A 24,455-nucleotide genomic window follows, 5' to 3' on the forward strand; every position below is an offset into this window, starting at 1 on the left:
GGCAAAGTAGGAAAATGGCCAAGCGACCCGATTTCAGAAGCCAGGATTACCTAAAGCTCGCCTCGCTCATACGAAGGAGTTTTCATCCCCTTGGTCCGGCTGGTGAGGTGGTATTGGTGGCACAGCTCGCATTTGTAGGCGCGCAAGGTAACGTCCGCGCGCGCCGCGACCTCTTCGGCGGCTGCGCGCGTGGCAAAGCGTTTCTTGCGATTGCAGATGCGGGGGCTGGTCTTCACCGTATGCCCCCAAGCAGCGATTACTTGACCAGTTCGACCTGTTCAAAGTCGAGCTCAACCGGGGTTGCGCGGCCAAAGATCGAAACGCTGACCTTGACCTTGGCTTTGTCGAAATCGAGCTCTTCGACCACGCCATTGAAGCTTGCAAACGGTCCGTCGAGCACTTTGACCTGATCGCCGATTTCATAATCGACGCTGATCTCTTGCTTGGGCGCTGCTTTCGCTTCTTCAACGCCGCCAAAGTAACGGGCCGCTTCACGCTCGCTGATCGGTTGCGGCTTGTTGTTATTGCCAAGAAAGCCGGTAACTTTCGGCGTATTTTTCACAAGGTGATAAATGTCATCGTTCATGCGCAATTTTGCGAGCACATAGCCCGGCATAAACTTGCGCTCGACCTGGACCTTCTTGCCGCGCTTTACCTCGGTCACGGTTTCGGTCGGGACTTCGATTTCCTCAACGCCTTCGGTAAGGCCAAGACGATCAGCTTCCGCAAGGATCGCCTCTTTCACCTTGTTTTCAAAACCGGAGTAGGCGTGGATGATATACCAACGAGACATGAAAAATGTGTCCTTGAAAAGTGCTTGTGCGCCTGAATCAGGCGAGCGTGAGCAAGAAGTTGACGACAGCGTTGAACAGGCTGTCGACGCCGAAGAAGAACAGGGCGAGGACCACCATGAAGATAAAGACGAAGATCGCTGTGCGAACCGTCTCCTCGCGGGTGGGCCAAACCACCTTGCTGGTTTCGGTGCGCACCTGATTTACGAATTCAGGGATAGTCGTCTTGCGCTTCTTTTGCGCTGCTCCCTTTGCTTCAGGGGCCTTGGGTGCCTCAGCCATGTGCTTATTCTCTCAGCTACGCGTGAAATTACCGTTTGATCCGTTTTCAGGTAGGGCTCATCGCCGCCAGGAACAAGGTCTCAGGCTGGCTCAAATTGCTACCAATGTCGGAATTGGCCCTGCGAATAGGGCGATTCCCCGCCAATGGCAAGAGCAAGCAGGCCATCGAGGGCCAAATCGCGGTGGCACGCTCATTTCCCCTAGCCAGCCGCCCCTTGCGGCGATAGCTTAGGCCCTATTCAGCCAAAGGACTGGCCACCTATAGATAAGGCCAGCGCGGCACAGGGCAAAGTTAACGGGGATTTCAAACACAATGGCAGCAGCAGATAATGGGTCGATGAGCATGATCGATCACGTCACCAATGTCTCTGACTTTATCTGGGGTGGGACTTGGAACGGCGAGACGCTTTCCTGGCTGTCGATTGCTGGCAATCCGATCCCGCCGATGGTGATCATCCTGCTTGGCGCAGGGCTTTACATCATGTTCGGCCTCAAATTTTACCCGATCCGCCAATTGGGCAGCGCCTTTGCCGGCCTGTTCAAGGGACGCAAAAGCGAAGGTGACGGGGAAATCTCTCCATTCGCTGCGCTTTCAACTGCGCTTTCGGGACAGGTGGGCACAGGCAACCTTGCAGGCGTCGCGACCGCAATCGCCTTGGGTGGTCCGGGCGCAATTTTCTGGATGTGGATCACCGCACTTATCGGCATGGCGCTTGCCTTTGCGGAAGGCTCGCTTGCGATCCGGTACCGGGAAAAGACCTCCGACGGGGTCTATCGCGGCGGTCCGATGAGCTACATCATGATAGGGCTTGGTCCCAAGTTCACCTGGCTTGCCATCGTCTTTTGTCTTGGCACGTTGTTCTCAGCGATGGTGACCGGCAATTCCATTCAGGCAAACGCCGTGGCGGACGGCCTCAATGAACTGTTCGGCATCGAGGAATGGCAGGGCGGATTGATCGTAGCGATCGCCGTGTTCGTCGTCATTATCGGCGGTATCAAATCAATCGGCGGCGTGGCGGAGAAGGTCATTCCTTTCATGGCGGGAGCCTACATCGTGATGGCCCTCATCGCTCTTATGCTGAACATTCAGGATATTCCGGCGACCTTCAGCCTGATCTTCCGCGGTGCGTTCGGCTTTGATGCAGCAGCGGGCGGATTTACCGGCGCCATGATTGCTTTGGCGATCCGGGCCGGTGTTGCGCGCGGGCTTTTCTCTAATGAAAGCGGACAGGGCTCCACCCCAATTGCGCACGCTGTGGCACAGACCAACGATCCGGAACAACAAGGCCGCATGGCGATGCTTGGCTGTTTCATTGATACGATCGTGATCTGCACCATGACGGCGCTGGTGATCCTCACCGTACAGGGCGATTTCACCAATGGCGGCGCAGCGGTGGCCCATGCCTATGAAAGTGACCTTCAAGGCTTCGCCATGACATCGGGCGCTTTTGCAGCAGCCTTCCCGTTCGAGATCGCTGCGATCCCGCTGGGCACGCTGATTGCATCGACAGCGCTGATCCTGTTTGTGTTCACCACTCTGCTCACCTGGAGCTATTATGGCGAGCGGGCGATCACGTTCATCTATGACCGCATCCCGGGCTCGACCCGCGGCGGTGAGAAGGTCTTGCACATGATCTGGCGCGTATTGTGGTGCGTGGTGATTTATGTCGGCTCCACGCAGGACCTTACATTGGTTTGGCGGCTGGGCGACATCTCCAATGCGGCGATGGCTCTGCCTAACTTGCTCGCTCTGCTGCTGCTTTCAGGAGTGGTGTTCAAGCTCGCTCAGGGGATGCGCGATGCGGGGCCAAACCACACGGCAGACACACCCGAAGAGCCTGAGGAATACTAACCCATTGATGGTTGGTTAAAACGGAAATGGGAGCGTTCTACTCGCAAGAACGCTCCCAACACCCGGATACGGGTCCCCCCAATAAGTTGCGGCCTTCATTAAGAGCCCGCTGGAGGCTCATGCACCCTTGATCAGCTTCGCCACAAGTCATTGCCCTTGTGGCAGTGAGCCTCACAAGCTGGACGCGAAAGATTGCTCTTTTGCGTCAGGCCGCGAGCAGCAATCCGAAGGATTGGCATACGGTGATCTTACCCCCCAGTGAGGTCACCGCATGATATCATCGCGTGATATGATCTTCAGGCCATTTCGAGAGAGATCGTGCCTGACACCAAGTCCTTCGAATCGCTGAACTCGGGGCGGAAAATGCAGGGTGCTGGCGCGGCGCGATGTGCAAATTGCCACATCCGGAAAATTGCGTAACGGCGCGCGCTGGTGTCAAGCCATTGCAGGTTTGGCCGGAGCGCCCAGAACCTTTGCAAAAATCCAACCGCCGATGCCGCCTGCTATCACTTGCGCAACAAAACCCAGCGCCGAACGCGCGCCGCTGATGGGGACAGTTTGGAACTGCAAATACATAAGGCCCAAAACCATGCCGAGGGCAGCTGCACCCGCTATCGGATAGGCGGCTCGGGCCAAGCTTGGCACAAAGCGTTTCACCAAGGCGGCAATCGCAAAGCCAAGCAGAAACGCGGCCGCAATAACCGCAAGGTAAAGCCACATGTTAGAAATATCAAAGGCGGTCATATTAAGTCTGTCGGAGAGGCTCACAGGCACATTATGCGCGCCGATCACAAACTGCGCATTGGCGATAACGGCCAGCACATAGGTGCCTATGCTTGCAACAATCAAAGCGGCAATCCACCGGCCAAAACGCTTCATTTCTCTCTCCAAAAGCTTTGCGCAAACTAGATGCTTTGCGTGTGTGATCAAGTGATATGGGTGCCAGTGGACAAATGCTCCATGTCACCTGATAAGCGTCGCAAACCGACCGGGGCTTCGAGGACTACGAACATGCGCGCGATTTTTACCACTTTGGCCTTGGGCGCAGCGACCCTCACGTTGGCAGCATGCACGGACCAGGGCGCATCACCAACCGGTGACAAGACCAGCGTACTTGCAGGGCGCGTGGATGCGGGCCCTGTGAACTACGAGGTCCAGACGGTGGCCGAGGGGCTCGATCACCCGTGGTCGCTTGCCTTCCTGCCTGACGGAAACATGCTGGTGACAGAGCGGACCGGTGCGCTTTTGTTGATTAAGCCCGATGGATCACAAGAGACGGTTCAAGACTTCACCGGAAGCTGGAAACTTCCCCCGGTCCACTTTGGCGATGGGATACAGGCGGGGCTGTTCGATGTGGTCTTGCATCCGCAGTTTGGAGACAATGATCTCATCTACATCTCTTATGCGGGTCTTCTCGAAAATGGCGAGAACACGCTTATTCTGGCGCGCTTCGTTTATGCAGATGGGAAGCTGTTGGATGGGGAAGAAATCTTCCGTGCCTCGCCCAGCCGCATTCAAGGCAACCATTATGGCGCACGGATCGCCTTCCTTCCCGATGGCACATTGTTGATGCCCATAGGCGATGCTTTCCACTTCCGCGAGGAGGCGCAAAACCTCGACAACCACTTTGGCAAGATCGTGCGCCTCAATGACGATGGGTCTGTGCCCGCCGATAACCCATTTGTTGGGCAGGAGGGCGCGCTGCCGGAAATCTGGTCCTACGGTCACCGCAACCCGCAAGGGATTCTTGTGGCCGCTGACGGCCGCGTTCTCGAAAACGAGCATGGCCCGGCTGGCGGCGATGAAGTCAACCATATCGAAAAAGGTGCCAATTACGGCTGGCCCACGGTCACCTATGCGCTCGATTATTCGGGCGGGCGGGTATCACCGTTCGAAGCGCTGGAAGGAACCGAGCAATCGCTGGTCCATTTCACCCCTTCAATCGCGCCTTCGGGATTTGCGCAATATTCAGGCCCACCCTCTTCCGACACGCCCTTCCCCGATTGGCAAGGCGATCTCTTCCTCTCCGCTCTCGCGCTTCGCCATGTGCGCCATATCGAAATGGAAGCGGACGGTTCGCTGGGCAAGCAACAAGAGCTTTTCGGAGAGCTTGGTGTGCGTTTGCGCGATGTGCGCAGCGGGCCCGATGGAATGCTTTATCTCCTCACCGAGGAAGAGGGCGAAACCAGCCGCATCCTGCGCATCACACCAAAAGGGTGATGCAAGGTACTCTGCAATCAATCCGACAATGTGGTGAGAATGGCAGGGGCACAGAGACTCGAACTCTGGACCTTCGGTTTTGGAGACCGACGCTCTACCAACTGAGCTACGCCCCTACGCAAGACAGCGCCTTTAGAACGTGCATTTGCAATAGGCAAGCGCCCTCTTTTGTTGCCCTCTTTGATTACTGGGCAGGGCAATTGCATACTGACGCGAGGGCGGTAGGCTGTTAGACATACTCCCGCTATGCATTCCCCGATCCGAAGCCCTATCCCGGTGGAAACCTTGCTGCTTGCCTATCGCAGCGGGATTTTTCCGATGGCGGACAACCGCGAGGATGAGGAGATTTTCTGGGTCGAACCGCGCGAGCGGGCGATCATCCCCTTGGAAGGCCTCTATATCTCAAAATCCTTGCGCAAAGTGCTGCGTGTCGACCGGTTTACGGTGACGATGGATCAGGATTTTGAAGGTGTTATGCGCGCCTGCGCAGCGCCCCGTCCGGGGCATCCGGAAAGCTGGATCAGCGGGCGCATTGTCGAAAGCTATAAGGGTCTTCATCAGGCGGGCCATGCCCATTCCATCGAATGTTGGGAGCATGATGAGGGTGGGAACGAGAACGGCGCGCGGCGGCTGGTGGGCGGTCTTTACGGCGTTGCGTTCGATTCGGTCTTTTGCGGGGAAAGCATGTTCAGCCGCGCAGACAATGCCAGTAAAGTTGCGCTGTGCTGGCTGGTCGCGTGTTTGAGGCAGGCCGGATACAAACTGCTCGATTGCCAATTTATGACCGATCACCTGGCTTCTATGGGCGCGGTCGAGATGCCGCAAAAGGCGTATCTCAAATTGGTCGAAATGGCGCGGCGAGCCCCTGAAATTGAACTGGCTGAGGCTTTTGCGAGCTTTTCAGCGCAGCAAGTGGACAATCACTCTTCGCCGGGAAAGCTCATCGCGCAGTCTTTGACCCAAACGTCATAGACCGGGTGCTCAACCACGTTGAGGCTGGGGTTTTCCTTAAAGAGCCAGCCTGAAAAGACGCGGGAGTGTTCGTTCTGGCCGCGCTCCAGCACATCAAGCTGCACAAAAGCGCCCGTTTCCTGCGGAAATTCATAAGGGGCGGTGCGCTCGCACGCTTCCAGCCGCACGATTACCGGACCTTCTTCAACGCTCTCACCCGGGCGAAGTTCAAGGTCTTTGCTCACATTATTGCGCTTATTAAGAAGGCCAATGGTCGCCACACGTTCTGCCATGGGGGTGGCATCATCCTCAGCACCAATCCCGGTTTCAGCAGCACCAGCGGTGGCCGTACCTGAAGGCGCAGGGGTTTGCGCCTCGCCGTTTTCAGTCTCGCTTCCCTCGGCCTCAGTGTCCGTAAGCGAGCCCAACGCATCGCATCCCGCCAACGCAAAGGCGGCAAGAATGGGCAGGGTTAGAGAAAGTCTGCGGCTCACGATCAATCGACCTTTTTGGCGCTTGGGGTCTGAGGCCTTAGCCCTCAGGCGCCCACGCTTCGTAATCGCCGTCCGCCTTCGCGCGCTTACCGCCGCGCTCAATCATGCCTTGGGGCAAATAGGCGTTGGGGGTGCCGGTGGCATTGGGCGTGTAGTCCGATTCCCAAATTTTCGCAGGGGGCAGATGGCTTTCAGGCAGATCATCAAACGACCCGTGAAGCCAGCCGTGCCATTCGCTCGGCACGCGGCTTGCGTCATTCACACCGTTGTAGATCACCCAGCGGCGCTCTTTTTGTGTGTAAGAACCGGTGTTTGGACCGCCTGTGCCTTTGGAGCGGTAGTATTTGTTGCCTTCCGCATCGGTGCCAACATGCTCGCCGCCCACGCGCTTGGCCCACCATTGGGTGCCAATGGTTGCGCCGTCCCACCAGGTGAAGATTTTGCCCAGAAAACTCATAATGTCATTCCCATTTGCGAAGCCGTTAGCGGAATTGATGATCGACGCCAAGCCGCAAGAAGCTGCAAGAAGCCGCAAGATGCTTCAAGATGCACCAGACGCGCGCGAGGCGGCGAAAAACTACAGGCTCGCCTCGTCCGGCAATTCAAATTCAACCAGATCGCCCGGCCCAATGCCAAGTTCCTCGGACAAGCCGCCCCTGATCTCGAACACCGCAATCGACATACCGCGCGAGGTTACACTGTCGAGCGAATAGGGAACGCCTGCCTCGATATTGGTGATACGCTTGTTTGGCCCGATGAAGATAATGTCGAGCGGGAGCGGGGTGTTTTTCATCCAGAAACTGCGGAATTGCGGAGTGTAGGATGGGAACAGCATCCCCTCATCATCGCCCATTTGCGTGCGGAACATCATGCCTTTGGCCTGTTCTTCCTGCGATGCTGCAAGCTCGGTTGTGAAGCTGTGCCTTGTATCGCCGCTGACAATGGTGACATCGATCAGGCGCAATCCAGCTTCGGAAACGCCAGAGGTTTGGGCCGCAGGAGTGGTTACGGATGCACTCTCCTGTGCCGCCGTGCCGTTGGGCGAACACGCCACCAACGCCAAGCCCGCCAGTGCTAAAGCAATTCTCACCATGAATTTGGACCTTCTTCTTCTCTGGCTTCCTCTTCGGCTTCGAAGAGCCAGTCCTCTATGTCAGCTTCTTCGCGTGCATCAAGGATGAACGCGATGTGATCAAACTTGTGACCGGCTCTCAACATCGCCGCAATCTGTTTGTCGCGGCGTTTGTGGGCCAGTTCTGCAGGTTCATCTTCATCAAAAGCCGTCGAAAATGGTCCAAAGCGGCGCTTTTTTGCAAGCAGGATAGCCGCGCGCCTTGTTTCAGCTTCATTGGGGGCGGTTTCTTCGCGGGTGTTTTCATCAACCCCTGCCGCCCAAAGCGCCTGTTCCACCCGCCTTGCGCCATAACCGCGCGCCGTCAGATCGCGGGTTTTAGAGCGCGCATAGGCCTCATCATCGACATAACCCAGATCAATAAGCCGTGCGACAAGTCCCGCCACATCAGGCGTTTGCACGCGGCCCTCTTCATCCTCTGCCACCCCGCGCTCACGCAGTTTACGGGCAAGGTATCCTTCAAGCTTGGCCCCTGTCGTCGCAAAGCGCGCAGCGTAGGATAATGCGAGATCGCGCAGGGCTGTTTCGTCGAGTGGGCGCGCCTTTTTGGGTTTACGCACATCTTTCGAAGATGCGCGCTTTGCACCGTCTTCCTCTGAAAACCGGGCATTTTTGCGCGTTTTGCGCGACCTTTTGCTTCCATCAAGGGTCATTTCGCCTTATTCGTGCCACAGTCCTTATCAAATGGAAAAGACAAAACCCCCAGTCTGTATGTAAAATCGCTGGGGGTGTGGGATCGAAAGGGTGCGTTCGACGGCCAAACAGGTTGAAAGGCGCACAGGAAATGACGGGTACTGCAAACACTATGACCGACGCCGCTTTGACGCCCCCGTTAACACCGACGCCGAATGACTGTGAATTGCCAAGGATCCGCGCTCAGTTCGCGACCTTTAATGACGCCATCGATTATGCCGCCAAAAGCCGGAAGGGCCTGAACTTCCACGATATGCGCGGGAATCTGGAGCGGGTGTATCCCTATTCGGAGATGCGCGAAGATGCGCATCAAATGGCCTATCGCCTGATTGCGGCAGGCATCAAACCACAAGACCGCGTTGCATTGATCGCAGAAACGGGCCCCGATTTCGCGGCGCTTTTCTGCGCCTGCGTTTACGTTGGCGCATGGCCTGTGCCGCTTCCCTTGCCCACCAGCTTTGGCGGCAAGGAAAGCTATATTGATCAATTGTCAGTGCAGCTCAAAAGCTCTGATCCGGTTGTCCTGATCTACCCTGAAGAGATCGCCGAAATGGCGAGCCAGGCGGCTGAGCGTCAGGAATGTTCTGGCATAAGCTGGCAGGACTTTGCCAAGTATGACGCGCCGGTGGTTGAACTTCCCGAAGTCTCGCCGGATGACATTTGCTATTTGCAATATTCCTCTGGCTCGACCCGCTTCCCCACCGGGGTTGCGGTGACCCACAAGGCGTTGCTGCACAATTTGTATGGCCATGCGGTGTCGATGGAACTGGGCGAGAATGACCGCTGCATCAGCTGGCTTCCGTGGTATCACGATATGGGGCTGGTGGGCTGTTTCTTGTCGCTTATCGCCAACCAGTTTTCCGCTGACCTGTTGAAACCAGACGCCTTTGCGCGCCGACCTCTGGCCTGGCTCGACATGATCAGCCGCAATCCGGGCAACACGGCAAGCTATTCGCCCACCTTTGGCTACGACATTTGCGCGCGCCGCATTTCGAGCCAGACCAATGTGGCCGAGCGCTTTGATCTGTCGCGCTGGCGGATTGCCGGAAACGGCGCGGATATGATCCGACCTGATGTCATGCAAAACTTCGTCAACGCCTTTAGCGATGCAGGGTTCAAGGCAAGCGCCTTCACCCCGTCCTATGGCCTTGCCGAAGCCGTCCTTGCGGTCACCGTCATGCCGCCGGGCGAAGGGATCAAGGTTGAGCTGGTCGAGGAAGAGCGATTGTCGGGTACTCCGCGCGATCTTAGCCGCCCTGCCCGCTACCGTGCGATCGTGAATTGCGGAAAGCCGCTTCCCGATATGGAAGTGCTCATCTCAGGCGAAAACGGAGAGCGCCGCGAAGACCACCAGATCGGCAAGGTCTGGTGCCGTGGCCCATCCGTCATGCACTCCTACTTCCGCAATCCGGAAGCGACTGAGGATTGCCTCGTCGATGGATGGCTCGACACAGGCGACATGGGCTACACCGCCGATGGATACCTCTTTATCGTTGGCCGCGCCAAGGACATGATCATCATCAATGGCAAGAACCATTGGCCTCAAGATATCGAATGGGCTGTGGAACAGCTCCCCGGCTTTAACCACGGCGATATTGCTGCCTTCTCGCTTGAAACCGAGAATGGTGAGGAGGCTCCTGCTGTGTTGGTCCATTGCCGCGTGTCGGACCCGGTTGAACGGGTAAAACTGCGCGAACAAATCTCTGACAAGGTGCGTTCGGTCACCGGCATGAGCTGTGTAGTGGAACTGGTTCCCCCGCGCACTTTGCCGCGCACAAGCTCTGGCAAGCTCAGCCGTGCAAAGGCCAAGAAGCTGTATCTTGCAGGCGAAATTGTACCGCTTGAATTAGCCGCGTAGTCTGCGCCGCAATCAGCGCAGAGCCCTCAGCTCTGTCTTTTCGAGGAACCCCAAAAGGTCTTTCGCCGGCTTTGCAACCGACCACGACCCATCCCATTTGGGGGCGTGGCCGTGACGCTTTTCCATCACTTGAAAAAGCAAATCGTGGGGCATTAAATACCACCGTCGCACTTCGTCAGCGTCCCATGGGCTACCTGGAAAAAGCATCCAGATACCCCTGCCACCGTAAAGCTTCCAGTTGACCGTCAATCGCGATTTAAGCTGGACGCTCACAAGGTCGCCCGAAGGCTGCCGCAGGACAAGATCAACTCCATCCACGTCTGCTTCGGGTCGATATATCTGATAGCCAAGCCGAATAAGAAGCGCCGAGACCTCTCCCCGATTTGCGGCTTCAATTTCGTTGGAGGAAAGCTTTCTGTGCATCCTTGAAGATAAGGAGCGCTAACCCCCGCCCCATTTCGCCCTTACCGGGCCTGAGCTGCTTTGAACGGTCACATTCACGCCGCGCTGACCCAGCAATTCTGCTGCGCGCGTTGCGTCCTCTTCGCGCCCTTCGAGCACAATCGGCAAGCCGGTCCGATTTGCAGCCCATTCGATCACGGCAAGCGCCTGAGCGCCTTCTAGTGTGGGCCCTTCTTCGCCAAAGGGAATGCTGTCAGGCAAATCACCAGCCGGTGGTAGCAATTCGATCACCCATTCAGGTTCAGTCCTGGCGATGCGCATTTCAAGCACGCGGTAAGCGGCAAGTGTCGCGCCTTCCAATTCCCTTGCCCGCACGGTCGCGCGGCGGCGGGTGCGGTCAACGGTGACGTCGTCTTCATCTACTCCGGCCACAAGCGCAAGCCGCGTTGCCAAGGTCTCTGCGCGCTGCTGGGCGGCGGCTTCTTCGTTTGCGCGGGCAGCAGACAAAGCGGCCTGCTGAGCAGCGCTCGCCCCTGAATCCACTCCAAATTCTCGCAGACTGAATTCAATTGGCCGTCCAAGACGCGTAATCAATGCCGCTTCAATCTCAGTTTCTGCGCTCACCTTGGGCGAAGGGGTATAGACGGTCGCTGTCGCAAGGACGGGATCGGCTCGAAAATCCACATCAAGTTGTGCAATATCGACGCTGCCAGCGTAGGCCTCTTCGATCTCCGCCCGGATGATCCGCTGCGAATTGGTCTGGAATGCGATTTGTTGCAGCGACAAGGCGAGCGGCACGGCGAGCGCCACAAACACGGTCGCCACGGCAATGTTCTGGAACAGGCTGTTACGCGCGCTCAGCGAGGATTCAAAGCCATACAGGCGCGCCATTGCGAGCGCCGTCAGCGCGATGGTGATAAGGTTGGTGATGTAAAGAAGAAGCGCGCCTGAAAAGACCGTCCAGTTCCACGTCGCAAGGCCAAAGCCAACGGTTGCCAAAGGCGGCATCAAGGCGGTCGCGATCGCCACGCCGACAATTGTGCCCTCGCGCCCGCGGATCATCGCATAGGCACCGGCGAGCGCGGAAAAGAGCGCCACAAACAGGTCAAACAGATTGGGCTGCGTCCTTGCAGCGATCTCTGGCGTGATCGTTTGGATTGGTGAGAAATAAACCAGCGCTGCCGTTAAACCGACTGCGATGATAGTGCCCCAAAAAAGGCTGCGCGCCGATTTTTTGAGCCATTGATAGTCACCAATCGCGAGCGCAAATCCCAGCCCCATGATCGGATCCATCAACGGCGAGAGCAACATGGCCCCGATGACAACCGCAGGCGAGGAAAGCAAAAGACCAAGCACCGCAATCCCGGCACTCATCGCAGTCATGAACAAATAGCGTTCCGATAAAGCACATTCGGCCCGGCGCTTTTCGATGACGGCTGATTGCTCAACCGTTCCCACCACGTCCTCGCGCCACCAACCGCGCAAAGTCGCAAGCACACGCTTGAAACCATAGCGGCTTTGTGTGGCCGCCCTAACCGCTTCGCCCGCGCTATCGACCTTGCCAAAAACCGCATGAGGATCACGCTCAGTGGCGTTCTTCTCTTCAGCAGGTGGGGTAGAAGAATCTTCAGTTTTGCCAGAATTTTCGACGGTGTCGGCCAAGTTCATTCCCTTCTGCATCGTCCTTTAAGGGCAATCCAATTCAAACAAAAGCGCCAAACATCAGTCTGCACATCGCAAAACCATGGACGAGGGGGTCATAAAAGGGCAGTCTTGAACAACGTGTTTTAGATGCCTAATACAGTAAGGTAGCAAGCCTATCTTGTGTATTGGCCAATGAGGGAGCGACGATTTTTTCGCTATGAGCACCGAGACAACACCTGATCTGAACGTTTCAGCACCGACCAAGACCGCGACCGATTTTGAGCTGACCCCGCCCACCCCTGTACCTCATGTGGCGCCTGAAAAGGCAGCGGGCCTTGTGCCGGTTTCGACCGAGCAAAAGTCCAAGCTTGAAATCAAAGCCGATGCATTTGTCGATGATTTGATTTCGGTTGATGCCAATTCGCCGGAATTTGGCGCCAAGATCGATCAGATCACCCGCATGGGGCAGGAGCAAATCCGCGCCGCTGCCGGGCACTCCAACCGTTTCCTTGATCGCCCTGTGCGTGCAATGGACGCCGATAGCGGTGTTGGCACCGACTTGGCCGAACTTCGCCGCACGGTCGAAGACCTTGATCCGGGCAAAAAGAGCAAGCTTTTGGAGCCGCGTCGCCTGTTCGGGATCATCCCGTTTGGCAACAAGCTCAAAAACTACTTCGACAGCTACACCAGCAGCCAAGGCCACATTCAGGCGATCCTTGAGCGGCTTGAGAGCGGCAAAAAAGAGCTCCACATGGACAATGCCGCGATCGATACAGAGCGCGCCAAATTGTGGGAAGCGATGGGCGAGCTGGAACAGATGATCCACATCGCCAAGACGCTCGATGCAAAGCTTGAAGCCAAGGCCTTGGAATTGGACGCAAGCGATCCGGCAAAGGCGAAAGCCCTTCGCGAAAGCGCGCTATTCTATGTGCGCCAACGCACGCAGGATCTGCTCACCCAAATGGCGGTGAGCGTGCAAGGCTATCTTGCGCTTGATCTTGTAAAAAAGAACAATGTTGAGCTTGTCAAAGGCGTCGACCGGGCGAGCACCACCACTGTGGGCGCGCTGCGCACCGCTGTGACGGTTGCGCAGGCGATGACCAATCAGCGCCTTGTTCTGGGCCAGATCACCGCTCTCAACCAGACGACGAGCGACATCATCGATTCCACCAGCACTCTGCTGCGCGAACAAACCGGGCAAATCCACGAGCAGGCCGCAGCCAGCACAATCCCGCTGGAAACGCTGCAACGCGCGTTCCAGAACATCTATGACACCATGGATGAAGTGGACGAATTCAAGGTCCGCGCGCTCGACAGCATGAAGCAAACGGTCAATGTCCTCACCGACGAGGTGGAAAAATCCAAAGGCTATATCGCGCGTGCAGAAGGGCAGGCACAGGCGCAGGCCAAGGTTGCCTCGTCTGAACCATCGCTCCTGTCGCTGGATAAATAATGACAGACAGCACGCGCGAATCTGATCGGATCATGCGGGCGGCGAGCCAATCGCTTGACGCCAATCGCAACGGCGGAGTGCACCGGCGCGCCGCCTCGATTGGCAAAGGCTCTGCCGAAGCCAAGATGAAGCATTGGCTGAAGCGCGGCGCCTATCTGGTTGCTGCCGTATTTGCCATGTTTGTCGCGACCGGGATTATTGGCGGGATTATTGGCGGGATTGGTACATGGGGGGTCATGGCGCTTGGATTGGCCGTGATGATCGCCGTCGCGGTCTTCGTTCTTGCCCCAAAGCCCAAACCACCCAAACGTTCTGAGCTTAAACTGGGCAACCCCAAACAGATGGTGGCGCGCGTTGAACTGTGGCTTGAAAGCCAGCGCAGCGCATTGCCAGCCACGGCGGTCGCGCTTGTCGAAAAGCTGGGCGGGCAATTGGACGCGCTTGGCGCGCAGCTTGAGACGATGGATGAAAGCCATCCGGCCATGTCCGAAGTGCGCGAGCTTGTGGGCGACTACATCCCTGAGACGATCGACAATTACCGCAAAATCCCGGAGCATTTGCGCAAAGTGGAACATGCCGGCGGAACCGCTGATCAGCGCCTCGTCGAAAGCCTCACCAAAATTTCCGGCGAAGTGGACCGCGTGACCCGGCGTTTGGCCGAAGGGGCGATGGACGATCTGGCAGTCAAATCGCGCTATCTGGATTACCGCTTTGGCGGGGACGATTTGCTCGAAGATGGCTCTGCTCTAACGGGTACAGGCATGCCGGACACAGGCGTTCCCCTGCCCGATCTCACGCCTGCAACGACAAAGGTAAAAGGGGCAAAAGGGTAAACCATGCGGATCGCGCTTCCTCACAAGCTTGGCCGCGAAGAAGTGCGCCGCCGGATGCACGCCCACGCCCATGAGATCGGCAGCTATTTCCCGCCCGGCATGGCGAGTGTTGAAACCGATTGGCCCCACGAAGACCGTATGGACTTATACATCACCGCTGCTGGTCAACAGATCGAAGGCGGGATCGATATAAGTGATGATACGGTAGTGATTGACCTCGACTTACCCGCTATCCTCGGTTTTCTGGGTGGCACACTTGAGAGGGCGGTGCGCAAGCACGGCGGCAAGCTGCTAGAAAAGAAATAGCGCTATAGTTTAAGGGTCAGCAATATGACTGCCCCCCAAATCAATACGAGATTGAACCTGCGCCGCTGCTGTTGCGCGGTGAGGGAGCTGCGCCTTCAGGCAGGCTTCTGCCTTGCCCCATGACCCGTCGTCGTGTTGCATTGACAATATAAAATGACTACTTTGTTTGACGCGAGAGAGTTGAGGTCAAGAAAAAAGCAATGCAAACGGGCCGCAGAGAGACAAAAGCACAAACTCTGCGTGACCATTTGCGAGCGGCGACCGCGCATTCACACGACCGGCTCGACACATCAATGCGTCCTGCTTCCGATTGGCGCTCGCGCGAAGATTATGGCCGTTTCCTGAGTGTCCAATTTTGCGCACGTGTACCGGTTGAGCATTGGCTTTCGTCTCTTGCGCCTGCTGATCTTAGACCTCCCGAGCAAACCCATCTTTTGGTGAGCGATCTCATCAATCTTGGGATGCCTATTCCAAAGGCAGGAGATGCGCTTGGCCTGGAGTATAAAGGCCGGGCAACCGCTATCGGCGTCGCGTGGGTGCTTGCCGGCTCGTCGCTTGGAAACAAGGCGATGCTCCTCGATATGCAGCGCACCCTTCCACAAGGCGAGCGGTGGCCGCACTATTTCCTTGGCGCAGAGGCGATGACCGAGTTTTGGAAAACGCTGCGCAGCGGTGTCGAAGTCGCCGTGGACGCACAAGCTGCACAAGAGGCGACCAGAGCTGCAACCTTTGTGTTCGATCATTTCCTCGACGCGGCAAACAGCAATATCTCGCAAAAAATTCCGGTGGGCGCACAATGAACTTTCAAACGTTTTCCAATGACCTCACCGAATGCGACCGGGAACCAATCCAGCATATCAATTTTATTCAGGACTTTGGCGCTCTCATCGCGGTCGATACAAAGTGGACGGTCACGCATTTGTCGGCCAATTGCGCCGAGATGCTGGGAGCCAAAACTGCCCCGGAACTTGGGCAAGCGCTTGATCAGTGCTTCACAGATGACGCCATTTCTACGCTAAAGGGCGCGCTTGCAAAGATCGCCGAAGACGACAGCGTTGAACGCCTTTTTGGTGTCGATCTTGCCGGCAATGGGCAGTTGTTCGACTGCGCTATACACCCCACAGGCCGCACGATCGTCGTCGAATTTGAACGCCACGCAGATGCGCAGTTTCAGGACCACCTGCTTGCCATCACGCCTGCGATGAGCCAGCTTTCCAACGCACGAAGCACGGACAATTTGTGCGATATGGCCGCCAGAATGGTCCGAGAATTGCTCGGCTATGACCGGGTGATGATTTACCGCTTTCACAGCGATGACAGCGGCGAAGTGATCGCAGAAGACAAGCGCGACGATCTCGAGACTTATCTTGGGCTGCGCTATCCAAGGTCCGATATTCCGCAGCAAGCGCGGTCTTTGTTCGTGCGCAATCGGTTTCGTATTATCGCTGATATGGATCGTGAACCGGTTCCCATTGACGCCGCAGACGATCACCAGGACGATCCGCTGGATTTGTCGATGAGCGTCCTGCGCTCGCACTCGCTCATGCATGTCAAATACATGAAAAATATGGGCGTTGGCGCGTCTCTTGCGATTGCGATTGTGCGCCATGGCAAATTGTGGGGCATGATCACATGCCATCACTATTCCCCTAAATCCGTTCCCTATTCACTGCGCAGCGTGGCTGAAATGCTCAGCCATATGTTTTCAATGACGCTCGACCGGCTCTTGATTGCCGGATCCGATGCGCTGCGTGCCCGCACGCAGACCCTGCACCAGCTCTTGATGCAACGCCTTGCCGATGGCGCATCATTCGTTGAAAACCTTGATACTTTTGCGAATTTCCTTGGCGATTTGATCCCGCATGACGGCACGTCGGTCCTGATCCATGACGAATACCGATCCCATGGTGATAGCCCCAGCAAAGAGCAGTTCCTTGCCCTTGTGCCAACCCTTGGCGCAGCGCCCGACAGCCCTGTTCTGGCCGCGAGTAATCTTGCCGATCACATTCCAGAAGCCAGCAATTTTTCCGATGTGGCAGCAGGCGCATTGATCCTGCCCATATCGAGACCACCGCGCGATTATCTGGTGCTTTGGCGCAAACCACTGACCCAAACCGTTCGCTGGGCCGGAAACCCTGCAAAAGCGATCAGCCCCACATCAGAGCGGCTCGAACCGCGCAGCAGCTTTGCCGCCTGGGCACAAACGGTCGAAGGGCACGCCGAGCAATGGAGCGATGATCATATCGCAATCGCTGAAAGCCTGCGTACCACGCTTCTCGAAGTGATCTTGCGGATGACCGATGAGGTCTCACGAGAGCGAAAGCGTGCCCGCGAACAGCAGGACCTTCTCATCGCAGAGCTGAATCACCGGGTTCGCAACATCTTGAACCTCATCCGCTCGCTTGTGTCCCAGTCAGGCAAAGATGCCCCCGACATCGGCAGTTTCACCGCGAACATTGATGGCCGAATCAAGGCACTGGCCAGCGCGCATGACAACATCACCCGCCAGAATTGGAGCTCTGCTCCGCTGGGCGATTTGTTCGCAAGCGAGATCGAAGCCTATCTTACGGGCAAGCAGGATCGCCTGAACATTGTTGGCGACGATGTTATGATCAAGCCGGAAGCCTACACCGTACTGGCCTTGGTGGTGCACGAGCTGGTCACGAATTCGGCCAAATACGGCAGCCTTTGTGACAGCAGGGGCACCATCGATATCGGCGTTAAGCGCGCTGATAATGGCGATCTGCTGATCTCTTGGCGTGAACGCGGGGGACCACCTGTTCAACCGCCGACGCGGCGCGGGTTTGGGACAACCATCATCACCCGGATCATTCCGCACGATCTTCGCGGTGAGGCTGATTTGACCTTCAAACTGTCCGGGCTCGAAGCACAATTTCGCATTCCCGCGCGGCATGTATCAGACGATGGCGACATTGATGCGCCCGAACGCCGTGAACCCGCCAGCGAGACTGAAAACAAGACATCGGTATTCCAATGGCCTGTTCCAGAGCATGTGCTTTTGGTCGAAGACAATATGATCATCGCGCTCGACACAGAAGACAGCCTCCGCGAAGCAGGCGTCAAGTCAGTCATGGTGGAGAGCACGGTCAGCGGGGCGCTTGAAGCGATTGAAAAGCGCCAGCCCGATTTTGCTGTCGTGGATTTCAATCTCGGCTCAGAATCGAGCGCCAAGGTCGCCGAAGAGCTTGCCAGGCGCGGCGTCCGCTTCGTTCTGGCGACAGGGTATTCGGAACTTGGCCGTGACTTGGCCAGTCTTGGCGCAGACGGCCTGATCCGCAAGCCTTATGGCAAAGCAGAGATAGAGCGCGCTCTTGCCGGGGATATGGCGGAATAGCGCGTCACAAGCTGCGGGTGAGCCCTTAAACGCTGCGGGTGAGCAAGGTCACCTTGGCATCGCTGAAATCAAGTGCCCCAAGGCTGGAGGCAAGCAGGCATTCGCCCTCCTGCGCGGTGACCTCCTGCGCCGTATCGCTATTGGCGGTTTTGCCAGCGCTCTTGACTGTGCCTTGAAGCGGCAGGACCAAAAGCGTGCCGGGATAGGCTGTCTCAATCTCTGGCCCCGGCGCGCCCTCAATCCGATCAAGCCGAAAGCGTGTTCCATCGATCAGCGTCTCACCGCGCTCATCAATTGTACCCTTCAGGTGATCAGGAAAAGGCATACCTTTTGCCACCGCCAAAGCGCGCTCGAGATGCAATTGCCTGGGGCGGCCATAATCAAACAGGCGAAAGGTGGTGTCGCTGTTTTGTTGAACTTCGACCAGTGACAGCCCTGCGCCAATTGCGTGCACGGTGCCGGGCGTCAGATGGAAGATATCGCCTGCTTTCACATCGTGCCAAGTTAGCAGCTCTTCGATCGTGCCATCTTCGGCCGCCGTGCCAATCGCGTCTGCGCTTATGTCTTTATCAAAGCCGATCGCCAATTGTGCACCGGGCTGCGCGTCTAGCACCAGCCAGCATTCCTCCTTGCTGTCCTCTCCTTCCAAGGCGTTGTCTTCGCCGGGGTGGACTTGCACGGAAAGCTTTTCGCTGGTGAACAGATATTTGACCAACAGATCGCCAAGCTCTGACGGTGGTTCAAACCATATCTCGCCAATGCGCTGTCCCTCTGGCGCCTGGAATGGGGCGGGCAATTCATCGCGCCCCCAGACTTTCTCAACCATGCGCTTGGGCAGTTTGCGCACAAACACATCCATATTGGCCCCATTTTCAACAGCTTGCGTCATTGGTTCGCCGCACCGGGAAGTTTCCCGACCTTTTGCGCGCCTTCACGCGTGGTCACCAAAACCTCTCCATTGGCAACAATGATGCAGACATCTTCAATGCCTACCGCCGACACTCGTATGCCATCGCTCTTTGCAAGCACGTTGCGACAATCAATCAGGTCGACCTCGCCCGTGGTAACGTTGCGCTGCTCGTTGCCATCGCTTTGTTCGACCAACGCATCCTGAAGCGCGGCCCAACTGCCGATATCGGACCACCCCATATCGACAGGCACCATGGCGGCGCGCTCAGAATTTTCCATGACGGCATAGTCCACAGATTCGCCCACAATCGCCGCAAAGCTTGCCGCATCAGGGTGGAGCGTTTGCGCGTCATGCGAGGCCGCATCCATCGAAGCCTTGACCGCCTGCGCCATGGCAGGGCGATGTTTTGCCAAAGTATCGAGAAATGCGCCTGCGCGAAACGCGAAGATCCCGCCGTTCCAGCTGTATTCGCCGCTCGCGAGATAGGTTCTTGCCCGCGCCAGATCGGGCTTTTCAACAAACTCTCGGATCGCAAATCCGCCCTCAAGAGCCTTACCCTGGCGGATATAACCATAGCCCGTTTCAGGGCGATCAGGCGTAATTCCAAAGGCGGTGAGGTAATCTTGCGCAGCAAGCACGCCTGCGGCCAATGCGGCGGCGCGAAAGCTGTGTGGATCAGCGATGTAATGATCGCTTGGGCAAACAAGCATGACATCATCAGGCGCAAGCATCGCGGCGGCCAATGCAATCGCGGGGGCTGTGTTCTTGGCTTGGGGCTCAACGATCAAGCGATGGGGTTTTTCGCCCAATTGTTCCTTGATCAGATCAATATGCGCACCGCCAGCCACAATGATAGGCTCTGCAAACCGGTCGTCGCCTGCCACCCGGTCTATCGCCTGCTCAAACAGGCTGTTGTCACCGACAAGCGGGAGAAAGGGTTTGGGCCGCGTTTTCAAGCTTAGTGGCCACAGCCGAGTACCGCTGCCTCCGCACAGTATTACAGGGTGGATCACAGCTATTCTTATCCTTGCTTCAAGTCCCGCCCCGTTTGCATGCAATGCATCCAATTAAGCGGAAGAACAATACCTTATTCATTGGGCCTGAATTCATTGGGCCTCAATTGGTGTGAATTATCGCTCACGAAAATCAACGCGGTAGCCATAGCGAGAAGCAATCGGCTCGCCATTCCTTGTTTGCGCAGGATTGAACCTAATCTTCTGCATGACAAGACCGCACACCAAAGCGGTTGTTTGCGCATCCGCATTTGTACGCGCAACCGAACACCCGGTGGCGCGGCCATCGGGTTGAACCGTGAATACAACCGTAACCGACGTTCCAAAGCGGGTCGCTCGCCCTCCCTCTGGAACGGGAAAATCGCGTCTGGGGTCAAGCGAGCCGGAACGAACGCTTGGCTTAACGGCGATGCCATTGCCTTGGCCCCCGCCGCCATTGCCGCTGCCGGTGCCATCGCCGGCCCCCTGATTGCCAGTGCCATCGCCGGCATCTCTTGCACCAGAATTGTTGGCTGTGCCCGTCGATGAAGCGCGCGGGCGCGGTTCTGGACGTTTGGGAATTTTCGAAGGGCTGGGCGCTGTTACCGGCTGAGGCACCGCCTCTTTACCGGCCTCGCCTTGGGCACCTGCATCAGGCTGAGGCGGGGTTTCGGGCTGGGCCGGAGTCGTGATGGTCACCGTCAATGCGCTGACCACTTCGCGTTCAATCGAAGCAGTGAGCTGGGGCGCAAGCAGGCGGGAGAGGCCATAAAGCGCCACGACGTGAAACACGATGATCCCAGCCAGCAGGAGCCAGCGCGGGTATCGCGGTTTTCCCTGATAGCGCGATTTGGTCTTGATCATCTATTCTCTGCAAATGTGAACCTAGAATTATATGGGCCATAAAAATGTTAGCCGCACACAAACGAGGATCAAACAATCCCGACAATGACTTGCGTTTCCCACCACATCAGGTGAATTGCGATGCAGCCCACAATTAGAACCGCCGCCCGCACTTGTCCAACATCACGCGGTGCCTCCAGTGCGAGTGCCCAAACGAATCCTCGATCTCAATCGGAAGCCGAAGGGACACTGAGCTTGCCGGAAGGCGAGGATAAAGCGCAAGATTTTGACGGCGCTTTTTCACGGATAAGCGTGCGTGCGCTGTTGGCCCCTTTCGCTTATGCTCGCGCATGGAAATATGGCCTGGGCCTTGCGCTTGCGTATTTTCTGGCGGCGATTTTGTGCCTATCGATCGCGCGCTTTGACGCAACCCTTGCAAGCGTTTGGCCTCCCAATGCGATCGCAATCGCCGTTCTGTTCCTCGCCCGTTTGCGCGGCGAGCTTCCAGTGTTTGTGGGAATAGCTGTCGCCAGCCTTGCAGCCAATATGGCATCGGGCACGCCTTTTATCATGGCGCTCGCGTTCACAGGGGGCAATGTTGCGTGTATTTTCCTCGTCACCCGGCTGACAAGGCGGCGCTGCGGTGCGGTGCCGGACCTGTCCGACCTCTCACATTTGGGGCACTTTTTGCAATATGGCGGCGTGGTTGGCCCGGTTGCAGGAGCAATCATCGCCGCTCCTGCGATGGGACCAGACATTGGCGCAATGTGGCGGGGCGCATTGGACTGGTTCCTGGTCGATAGCCTCGGCATTATTCTGGTGGTGCCCGCCCTTTTGTTGGTTACTCGGCTGAGGCACACTTCGTTTCCTAACCTTCGCGCGAACCTGCTTGAGGCGGGATTGATCTTTTTGACCGGGCTTTGCGCGGTCTATCTGGTCTTCAACCAGGCCGCGTCCCCCTTGCTCTTCCTTATCCCGCCTGTGACGCTGCTTATAGCGTTTCGCTTGGGCGCGCTTGGCACCGCTTTGTTTGTGCCAGGCATCGCTATGGTCGCTGCAATCTCGAGCTTTGCAGGGCTTGGCCCGATTGCAACTGGGGGGTTGAGCCAAATCGCGCAGGTGAACCTCCTTCAAACCTTTATCGCCGCAAACTTCCTTACCGGCCTTCCCATCGCTGCCATTCTTGCAGGCCGCAGACGATTGACCGACGAGCTGGACAAAAGACAGCGCGAACTGGCCCTGCTTGCCGAAGGCATCAACGATGCGATTTTGATGATGAATTTTGACGGCGTTTGCACTTACGCCTCTCCCTCAGTCGAAGATGTATTGGGCAGGCCAGCCACAGACTTCCTTGGTCATAAGATAATGGAGCGCACGCACGAAGATGCCTCCGAGCGGATCATGGAGGTGTTTGACAAACTGACCAGCGGGAAAAGCGACAGGGAGCGTCTGACCTATCGCAGATTGTTCGATGATGAGGACGGCCACCCGGTTTTTATCGAAGCCGATTGCGCTGTTGTCACCGACAAAACCAACGGAACTCGCACCGGCATTGTTGTGTCTGCACGCGACGTGACCGAGCGGGTAGAGCTCGAACTGCTCTTGACCCGCGCACGCCGGTCTGCAGAAAAAGCGGCCAGCGCAAAGAGCGAATTTCTTGCCAATATGAGTCATGAGATCAGAACGCCTATGAACGGCGTTCTGGGCTTTGCAGAGCTGATGCGAGAAGGCGATCTTAGCGAAGAGAACCGTCGTCATGTCGACATGATCGTCCAATCAGGCCGATCGATGATGATGCTGCTAAATGATATACTTGATTTGTCGAAGATTGAGGCCGGGCAGGTGGGTATCACCAATGAACCGGTCGACCTCCTCGCAACGATCACCGAATGCGCTGCGCTGTATCGTCCAAGCGCAGAGAAAAAGGGACTGAAACTCCACTTTTCGATGAGTGAAGCGTGCGCAAACCTCAAACGCGGAGATCACGCGGCAGGGAAAAGCCCGTGGATCAAGACAGATGGCCTTCGCCTTCGGCAAATCATCCTTAACCTCGTGGGCAATGCGATCAAGTTTACTGAAACCGGAGAGATTGAGATCTCCGTCTCCGGCGATGAGGAAGAGCTTTACGTCGACATCAAAGACACCGGCATCGGGATCAGCGACAAACGCTTGAAGTCGATATTCGCTCCGTTCACCCAAGGAGAAAGCAACACCGCAAGGCGTTTTGGCGGGACTGGTCTTGGCCTGTCAATCAGCCGCCAGTTGGCCCAGCTTTTGGGTGGGACGATCAATGTGGAAAGCCAAGCCGGCGAGGGTTCGACCTTCCGCCTGACACTGCCCGCTCAATACACTGAGCCCGCCACACCCGAACCCGCCCTCGTCGAACCCTTTGAGCCTTTGGAAGCCTCAATGCTCACCCAGTCGGCAAGCATCCTTCTGGTCGAGGACCATGACATTAACCGATTGCTTGTCTCAGAAATGCTCGAGCAATGCGGGCAAAGCGTTGCGATAGCGCATGATGGCAATGAGGCAATCGCGATGGTGATCGATTCGATCATGCGCGACAAACCCTATGATCTGGTGCTGATGGATATTCAGATGCCGGGATGCGATGGCTATGCCGCGACCAGAGCTATCCGCATGGAAGGCATCACCCCGGAAGAACTGCCAATCATTGCGCTTACCGCCAATGCTTTCCCCGAGGATCTGGCAGCGGCTCGTGATGCCGGGATGCAAGCCCATCTTTCAAAACCGCTGGTCTTTGCCGATCTGGCGCGCGCACTCCAACGCTGGCTTCCCACCCGGATCATCGCCGCAGACGACAACGATGAGGTGGCGGCGACCAAAGGGACAGAATTCGAGGATGCCCAAAATTTTGAGGAAACGGGACCAGAAGAAATTGCACGAGAGAAGGCGCCACCCAGGCTTGTCACGGAGATTGTCGACATTTCGCGCAACCGCTCTGCCAGGCCTCCCAAGATCGGAGAGATCGCGCTTCCTGAACCACCGACCCTGACCACGCGGCGATCGAGCCTTTCTGAGTTCCATTCCCCTAGCCTTATCAAACGCTGGACCAAGCGTCGCAGTGAGGCGGTGGAGGCGGTGCGCACCGCACTTGAAGAGGGCAATTTGAGCGAGAAGCACGGCTCGCCTGAGGATTGCGATGAGCTTGCAAAGTTGGTGCACAAGCTTGCTGGGACGGCCGCGATCTTTGGCGAGGCGGAGTTGGGCGATCAGGCAGCTGCGCTTGAACATGCGCTGCGTATGGGGCTTCCGGGCGATGTGCGCGAAGCGCTGGCATTTGAATTACTCAGCGTGGCCGATGATCCAGCAGACACTCTTGCACAGATCGACGCCTGATATCAGGCGCGACGCCGGGTGCTGGATGCCGGGTGCCGAATGACGGGTGCCAGATGCGGGATGCGAGCGGCGCAATTGAAAACG

General features: G+C 56.9%; 23 protein-coding genes and 1 tRNA gene. 10 read left to right on the forward strand and 14 right to left on the reverse strand.

The features are described from left to right. Positions 1 to 50: 50 nt before the first annotated feature. Genes EH31_RS13290 through secE form a run of 3 tightly spaced genes read right to left on the reverse strand, consistent with a single transcriptional unit; the run spans position 51 to position 1,073 of the window. Positions 51 to 236, reverse strand: coding sequence for a hypothetical protein (locus EH31_RS13290; RefSeq protein ID WP_034961046.1), 186 nt, complete (start codon positions 234 to 236; stop codon positions 51 to 53). Positions 237 to 256: 20 nt separating this feature from the next. Continuing rightward, complete coding sequence (nusG, locus tag EH31_RS13295; RefSeq protein WP_034961048.1) at positions 257 to 793, reverse strand: transcription termination/antitermination protein NusG; 537 nt, start codon at positions 791 to 793, stop codon at positions 257 to 259. A 37-nt stretch (positions 794 to 830) separates the two neighbouring features. After that, the gene (gene secE, locus EH31_RS13300; RefSeq protein ID WP_034961050.1) at positions 831 to 1,073 is read right to left on the reverse strand and encodes a preprotein translocase subunit SecE; all 243 of its coding nucleotides are present in this window, start codon (positions 1,071 to 1,073) and stop codon (positions 831 to 833) included. Positions 1,074 to 1,386: 313 nt separating this feature from the next. On the opposite strand from secE, the gene EH31_RS13305 reads away from it, so the two are divergent. Continuing rightward, on the forward strand, positions 1,387 to 2,925 hold the full coding sequence (locus EH31_RS13305) for an alanine/glycine:cation symporter family protein (RefSeq protein WP_034961052.1): 1,539 nt from the start codon (positions 1,387 to 1,389) through the stop codon (positions 2,923 to 2,925). Between the two features lie 435 nt (positions 2,926 to 3,360). On the opposite strand, the gene EH31_RS13310 is transcribed toward EH31_RS13305, so the two are convergent. Then, positions 3,361 to 3,804 carry a hypothetical protein gene (locus EH31_RS13310; protein ID WP_034961054.1) on the reverse strand — a complete coding sequence of 148 codons (444 nt, stop codon included), beginning with the start codon at positions 3,802 to 3,804 and terminating at the stop codon, positions 3,361 to 3,363. Positions 3,805 to 3,936: 132 nt separating this feature from the next. Here EH31_RS13310 and EH31_RS13315 point away from each other — a divergent pair, with 132 nt between their 5' ends. Beyond that, positions 3,937 to 5,145, forward strand: a complete 1,209-nt coding sequence (locus EH31_RS13315) for a PQQ-dependent sugar dehydrogenase (protein WP_034961055.1) — start codon at positions 3,937 to 3,939, stop codon at positions 5,143 to 5,145. Between the two features lie 40 nt (positions 5,146 to 5,185). Here the strand turns inward: EH31_RS13315 and EH31_RS13320 are convergent. Next, a tRNA-Trp gene (locus tag EH31_RS13320) sits at positions 5,186 to 5,261 on the reverse strand. 130 nt (positions 5,262 to 5,391) lie between these two features. Between EH31_RS13320 and aat the strand changes: the two genes are divergently transcribed. Then, a complete protein-coding gene (gene aat, locus EH31_RS13325; protein WP_034961057.1) occupies positions 5,392 to 6,117 on the forward strand; it encodes a leucyl/phenylalanyl-tRNA--protein transferase in 726 nt (241 codons plus the stop codon). Here the strand turns inward: aat and EH31_RS18000 are convergent. The 4 genes from EH31_RS18000 to EH31_RS13345 all read right to left on the reverse strand — a co-directional run bounded on the left by EH31_RS18000 (position 6,066) and on the right by EH31_RS13345 (position 8,375). Next, positions 6,066 to 6,590, reverse strand: a complete 525-nt coding sequence (locus EH31_RS18000; RefSeq protein ID WP_241765926.1) for a DUF2155 domain-containing protein — start codon at positions 6,588 to 6,590, stop codon at positions 6,066 to 6,068. The genes aat and EH31_RS18000 overlap by 52 nt on opposite strands. 37 nt (positions 6,591 to 6,627) lie before the next feature. Continuing rightward, positions 6,628 to 7,047, reverse strand: a complete 420-nt coding sequence (locus EH31_RS13335; RefSeq protein ID WP_034961330.1) for an NADH:ubiquinone oxidoreductase subunit NDUFA12 — start codon at positions 7,045 to 7,047, stop codon at positions 6,628 to 6,630. A gap of 120 nt (positions 7,048 to 7,167) precedes the next feature. After that, the gene (locus EH31_RS13340) at positions 7,168 to 7,683 is read right to left on the reverse strand and encodes a DUF192 domain-containing protein (RefSeq protein ID WP_034961059.1); all 516 of its coding nucleotides are present in this window, start codon (positions 7,681 to 7,683) and stop codon (positions 7,168 to 7,170) included. After that, positions 7,677 to 8,375 (reverse strand): regulatory protein RecX, encoded by a 699-nt coding sequence (locus EH31_RS13345; protein WP_081853407.1) that lies wholly within the window; start codon positions 8,373 to 8,375, stop codon positions 7,677 to 7,679. The genes EH31_RS13340 and EH31_RS13345 overlap by 7 nt, the downstream gene beginning before the upstream one ends. 152 nt (positions 8,376 to 8,527) lie before the next feature. Between EH31_RS13345 and EH31_RS13350 the strand changes: the two genes are divergently transcribed. Continuing rightward, a complete protein-coding gene (locus EH31_RS13350; protein ID WP_199797044.1) occupies positions 8,528 to 10,273 on the forward strand; it encodes a fatty acyl-AMP ligase in 1,746 nt (581 codons plus the stop codon). Between the two features lie 12 nt (positions 10,274 to 10,285). On the opposite strand, the gene EH31_RS13355 is transcribed toward EH31_RS13350, so the two are convergent. Together EH31_RS13355 and EH31_RS13360 are read right to left on the reverse strand one after the other, a co-directional pair. Then, on the reverse strand, positions 10,286 to 10,696 hold the full coding sequence (locus EH31_RS13355; RefSeq protein WP_034961062.1) for a DUF4365 domain-containing protein: 411 nt from the start codon (positions 10,694 to 10,696) through the stop codon (positions 10,286 to 10,288). Positions 10,697 to 10,714: 18 nt separating this feature from the next. After that, positions 10,715 to 12,343: a TIGR00341 family protein gene (locus EH31_RS13360; protein WP_081853408.1), complete on the reverse strand. Its 1,629-nt coding sequence runs from the start codon at positions 12,341 to 12,343 to the stop codon at positions 10,715 to 10,717. A 193-nt stretch (positions 12,344 to 12,536) separates the two neighbouring features. Here EH31_RS13360 and EH31_RS13365 point away from each other — a divergent pair, with 193 nt between their 5' ends. From EH31_RS13365 to EH31_RS13385, 5 genes are all read left to right on the forward strand, one after another. After that, complete coding sequence (locus tag EH31_RS13365) at positions 12,537 to 13,772, forward strand: toxic anion resistance protein (RefSeq protein ID WP_034961065.1); 1,236 nt, start codon at positions 12,537 to 12,539, stop codon at positions 13,770 to 13,772. Next, positions 13,772 to 14,605, forward strand: a complete 834-nt coding sequence (locus EH31_RS13370) for a hypothetical protein (protein WP_034961067.1) — start codon at positions 13,772 to 13,774, stop codon at positions 14,603 to 14,605. Before EH31_RS13365 ends, EH31_RS13370 begins: the two co-directional genes overlap by 1 nt. A gap of 3 nt (positions 14,606 to 14,608) precedes the next feature. Further along, the gene (locus EH31_RS13375) at positions 14,609 to 14,911 is read left to right on the forward strand and encodes a polyhydroxyalkanoic acid system family protein (protein WP_034961069.1); all 303 of its coding nucleotides are present in this window, start codon (positions 14,609 to 14,611) and stop codon (positions 14,909 to 14,911) included. A gap of 200 nt (positions 14,912 to 15,111) precedes the next feature. Beyond that, positions 15,112 to 15,711 carry a biliverdin-producing heme oxygenase gene (locus EH31_RS13380; protein ID WP_051699262.1) on the forward strand — a complete coding sequence of 200 codons (600 nt, stop codon included), beginning with the start codon at positions 15,112 to 15,114 and terminating at the stop codon, positions 15,709 to 15,711. Continuing rightward, complete coding sequence (locus EH31_RS13385; RefSeq protein ID WP_034961070.1) at positions 15,708 to 18,266, forward strand: HWE histidine kinase domain-containing protein; 2,559 nt, start codon at positions 15,708 to 15,710, stop codon at positions 18,264 to 18,266. Before EH31_RS13380 ends, EH31_RS13385 begins: the two co-directional genes overlap by 4 nt. 25 nt (positions 18,267 to 18,291) lie before the next feature. On the opposite strand, the gene EH31_RS13390 is transcribed toward EH31_RS13385, so the two are convergent. From EH31_RS13390 to EH31_RS13400, 3 genes are all read right to left on the reverse strand, one after another. Continuing rightward, positions 18,292 to 19,155, reverse strand: coding sequence for a class I mannose-6-phosphate isomerase (locus EH31_RS13390; RefSeq protein WP_241765927.1), 864 nt, complete (start codon positions 19,153 to 19,155; stop codon positions 18,292 to 18,294). Next, a complete protein-coding gene (locus tag EH31_RS13395; RefSeq protein WP_338390486.1) occupies positions 19,152 to 20,189 on the reverse strand; it encodes a mannose-1-phosphate guanylyltransferase in 1,038 nt (345 codons plus the stop codon). Before EH31_RS13395 ends, EH31_RS13390 begins: the two co-directional genes overlap by 4 nt. 117 nt (positions 20,190 to 20,306) lie before the next feature. Continuing rightward, positions 20,307 to 21,032 (reverse strand): energy transducer TonB, encoded by a 726-nt coding sequence (locus EH31_RS13400; RefSeq protein WP_034961075.1) that lies wholly within the window; start codon positions 21,030 to 21,032, stop codon positions 20,307 to 20,309. Positions 21,033 to 21,266: 234 nt separating this feature from the next. Here EH31_RS13400 and EH31_RS16995 point away from each other — a divergent pair, with 234 nt between their 5' ends. Next, on the forward strand, positions 21,267 to 24,371 hold the full coding sequence (locus EH31_RS16995; RefSeq protein WP_051699263.1) for an ATP-binding protein: 3,105 nt from the start codon (positions 21,267 to 21,269) through the stop codon (positions 24,369 to 24,371). Positions 24,372 to 24,455 lie beyond the last annotated feature (84 nt).

It is taken from the genome of Erythrobacter longus (assembly GCF_000715015.1).
Classification (GTDB): Bacteria; Pseudomonadota; Alphaproteobacteria; order Sphingomonadales; family Sphingomonadaceae; genus Erythrobacter; species Erythrobacter longus.

Bases quoted from the DNA above. Each gene is read 5' to 3' on its own strand.
- nusG (WP_034961048.1), bottom strand. From the start codon at position 793: ATGTCTCGTTGGTATATCATCCACGCCTACTCCGGTTTTGAAAACAAG.
- secE (WP_034961050.1), bottom strand. From the start codon at position 1,073: ATGGCTGAGGCACCCAAGGCCCCTGAAGCAAAGGGAGCAGCGCAAAAG.
- EH31_RS13305 (WP_034961052.1), top strand. From the start codon at position 1,387: ATGGCAGCAGCAGATAATGGGTCGATGAGCATGATCGATCACGTCACC.
- EH31_RS13310 (WP_034961054.1), bottom strand. From the start codon at position 3,804: ATGAAGCGTTTTGGCCGGTGGATTGCCGCTTTGATTGTTGCAAGCATA.
- EH31_RS13315 (WP_034961055.1), top strand. From the start codon at position 3,937: ATGCGCGCGATTTTTACCACTTTGGCCTTGGGCGCAGCGACCCTCACG.
- aat (WP_034961057.1), top strand. From the start codon at position 5,392: ATGCATTCCCCGATCCGAAGCCCTATCCCGGTGGAAACCTTGCTGCTT.
- EH31_RS13335 (WP_034961330.1), bottom strand. From the start codon at position 7,047: ATGAGTTTTCTGGGCAAAATCTTCACCTGGTGGGACGGCGCAACCATT.
- EH31_RS13340 (WP_034961059.1), bottom strand. From the start codon at position 7,683: ATGGTGAGAATTGCTTTAGCACTGGCGGGCTTGGCGTTGGTGGCGTGT.
- EH31_RS13345 (WP_081853407.1), bottom strand. From the start codon at position 8,375: ATGACCCTTGATGGAAGCAAAAGGTCGCGCAAAACGCGCAAAAATGCC.
- EH31_RS13350 (WP_199797044.1), top strand. From the start codon at position 8,528: ATGACCGACGCCGCTTTGACGCCCCCGTTAACACCGACGCCGAATGAC.
- EH31_RS13355 (WP_034961062.1), bottom strand. From the start codon at position 10,696: ATGCACAGAAAGCTTTCCTCCAACGAAATTGAAGCCGCAAATCGGGGA.
- EH31_RS13360 (WP_081853408.1), bottom strand. From the start codon at position 12,343: ATGAACTTGGCCGACACCGTCGAAAATTCTGGCAAAACTGAAGATTCT.
- EH31_RS13365 (WP_034961065.1), top strand. From the start codon at position 12,537: ATGAGCACCGAGACAACACCTGATCTGAACGTTTCAGCACCGACCAAG.
- EH31_RS13370 (WP_034961067.1), top strand. From the start codon at position 13,772: ATGACAGACAGCACGCGCGAATCTGATCGGATCATGCGGGCGGCGAGC.
- EH31_RS13375 (WP_034961069.1), top strand. From the start codon at position 14,609: ATGCGGATCGCGCTTCCTCACAAGCTTGGCCGCGAAGAAGTGCGCCGC.
- EH31_RS13380 (WP_051699262.1), top strand. From the start codon at position 15,112: ATGCAAACGGGCCGCAGAGAGACAAAAGCACAAACTCTGCGTGACCAT.
- EH31_RS13385 (WP_034961070.1), top strand. From the start codon at position 15,708: ATGAACTTTCAAACGTTTTCCAATGACCTCACCGAATGCGACCGGGAA.
- EH31_RS13390 (WP_241765927.1), bottom strand. From the start codon at position 19,155: ATGACGCAAGCTGTTGAAAATGGGGCCAATATGGATGTGTTTGTGCGC.
- EH31_RS13400 (WP_034961075.1), bottom strand. From the start codon at position 21,032: ATGATCAAGACCAAATCGCGCTATCAGGGAAAACCGCGATACCCGCGC.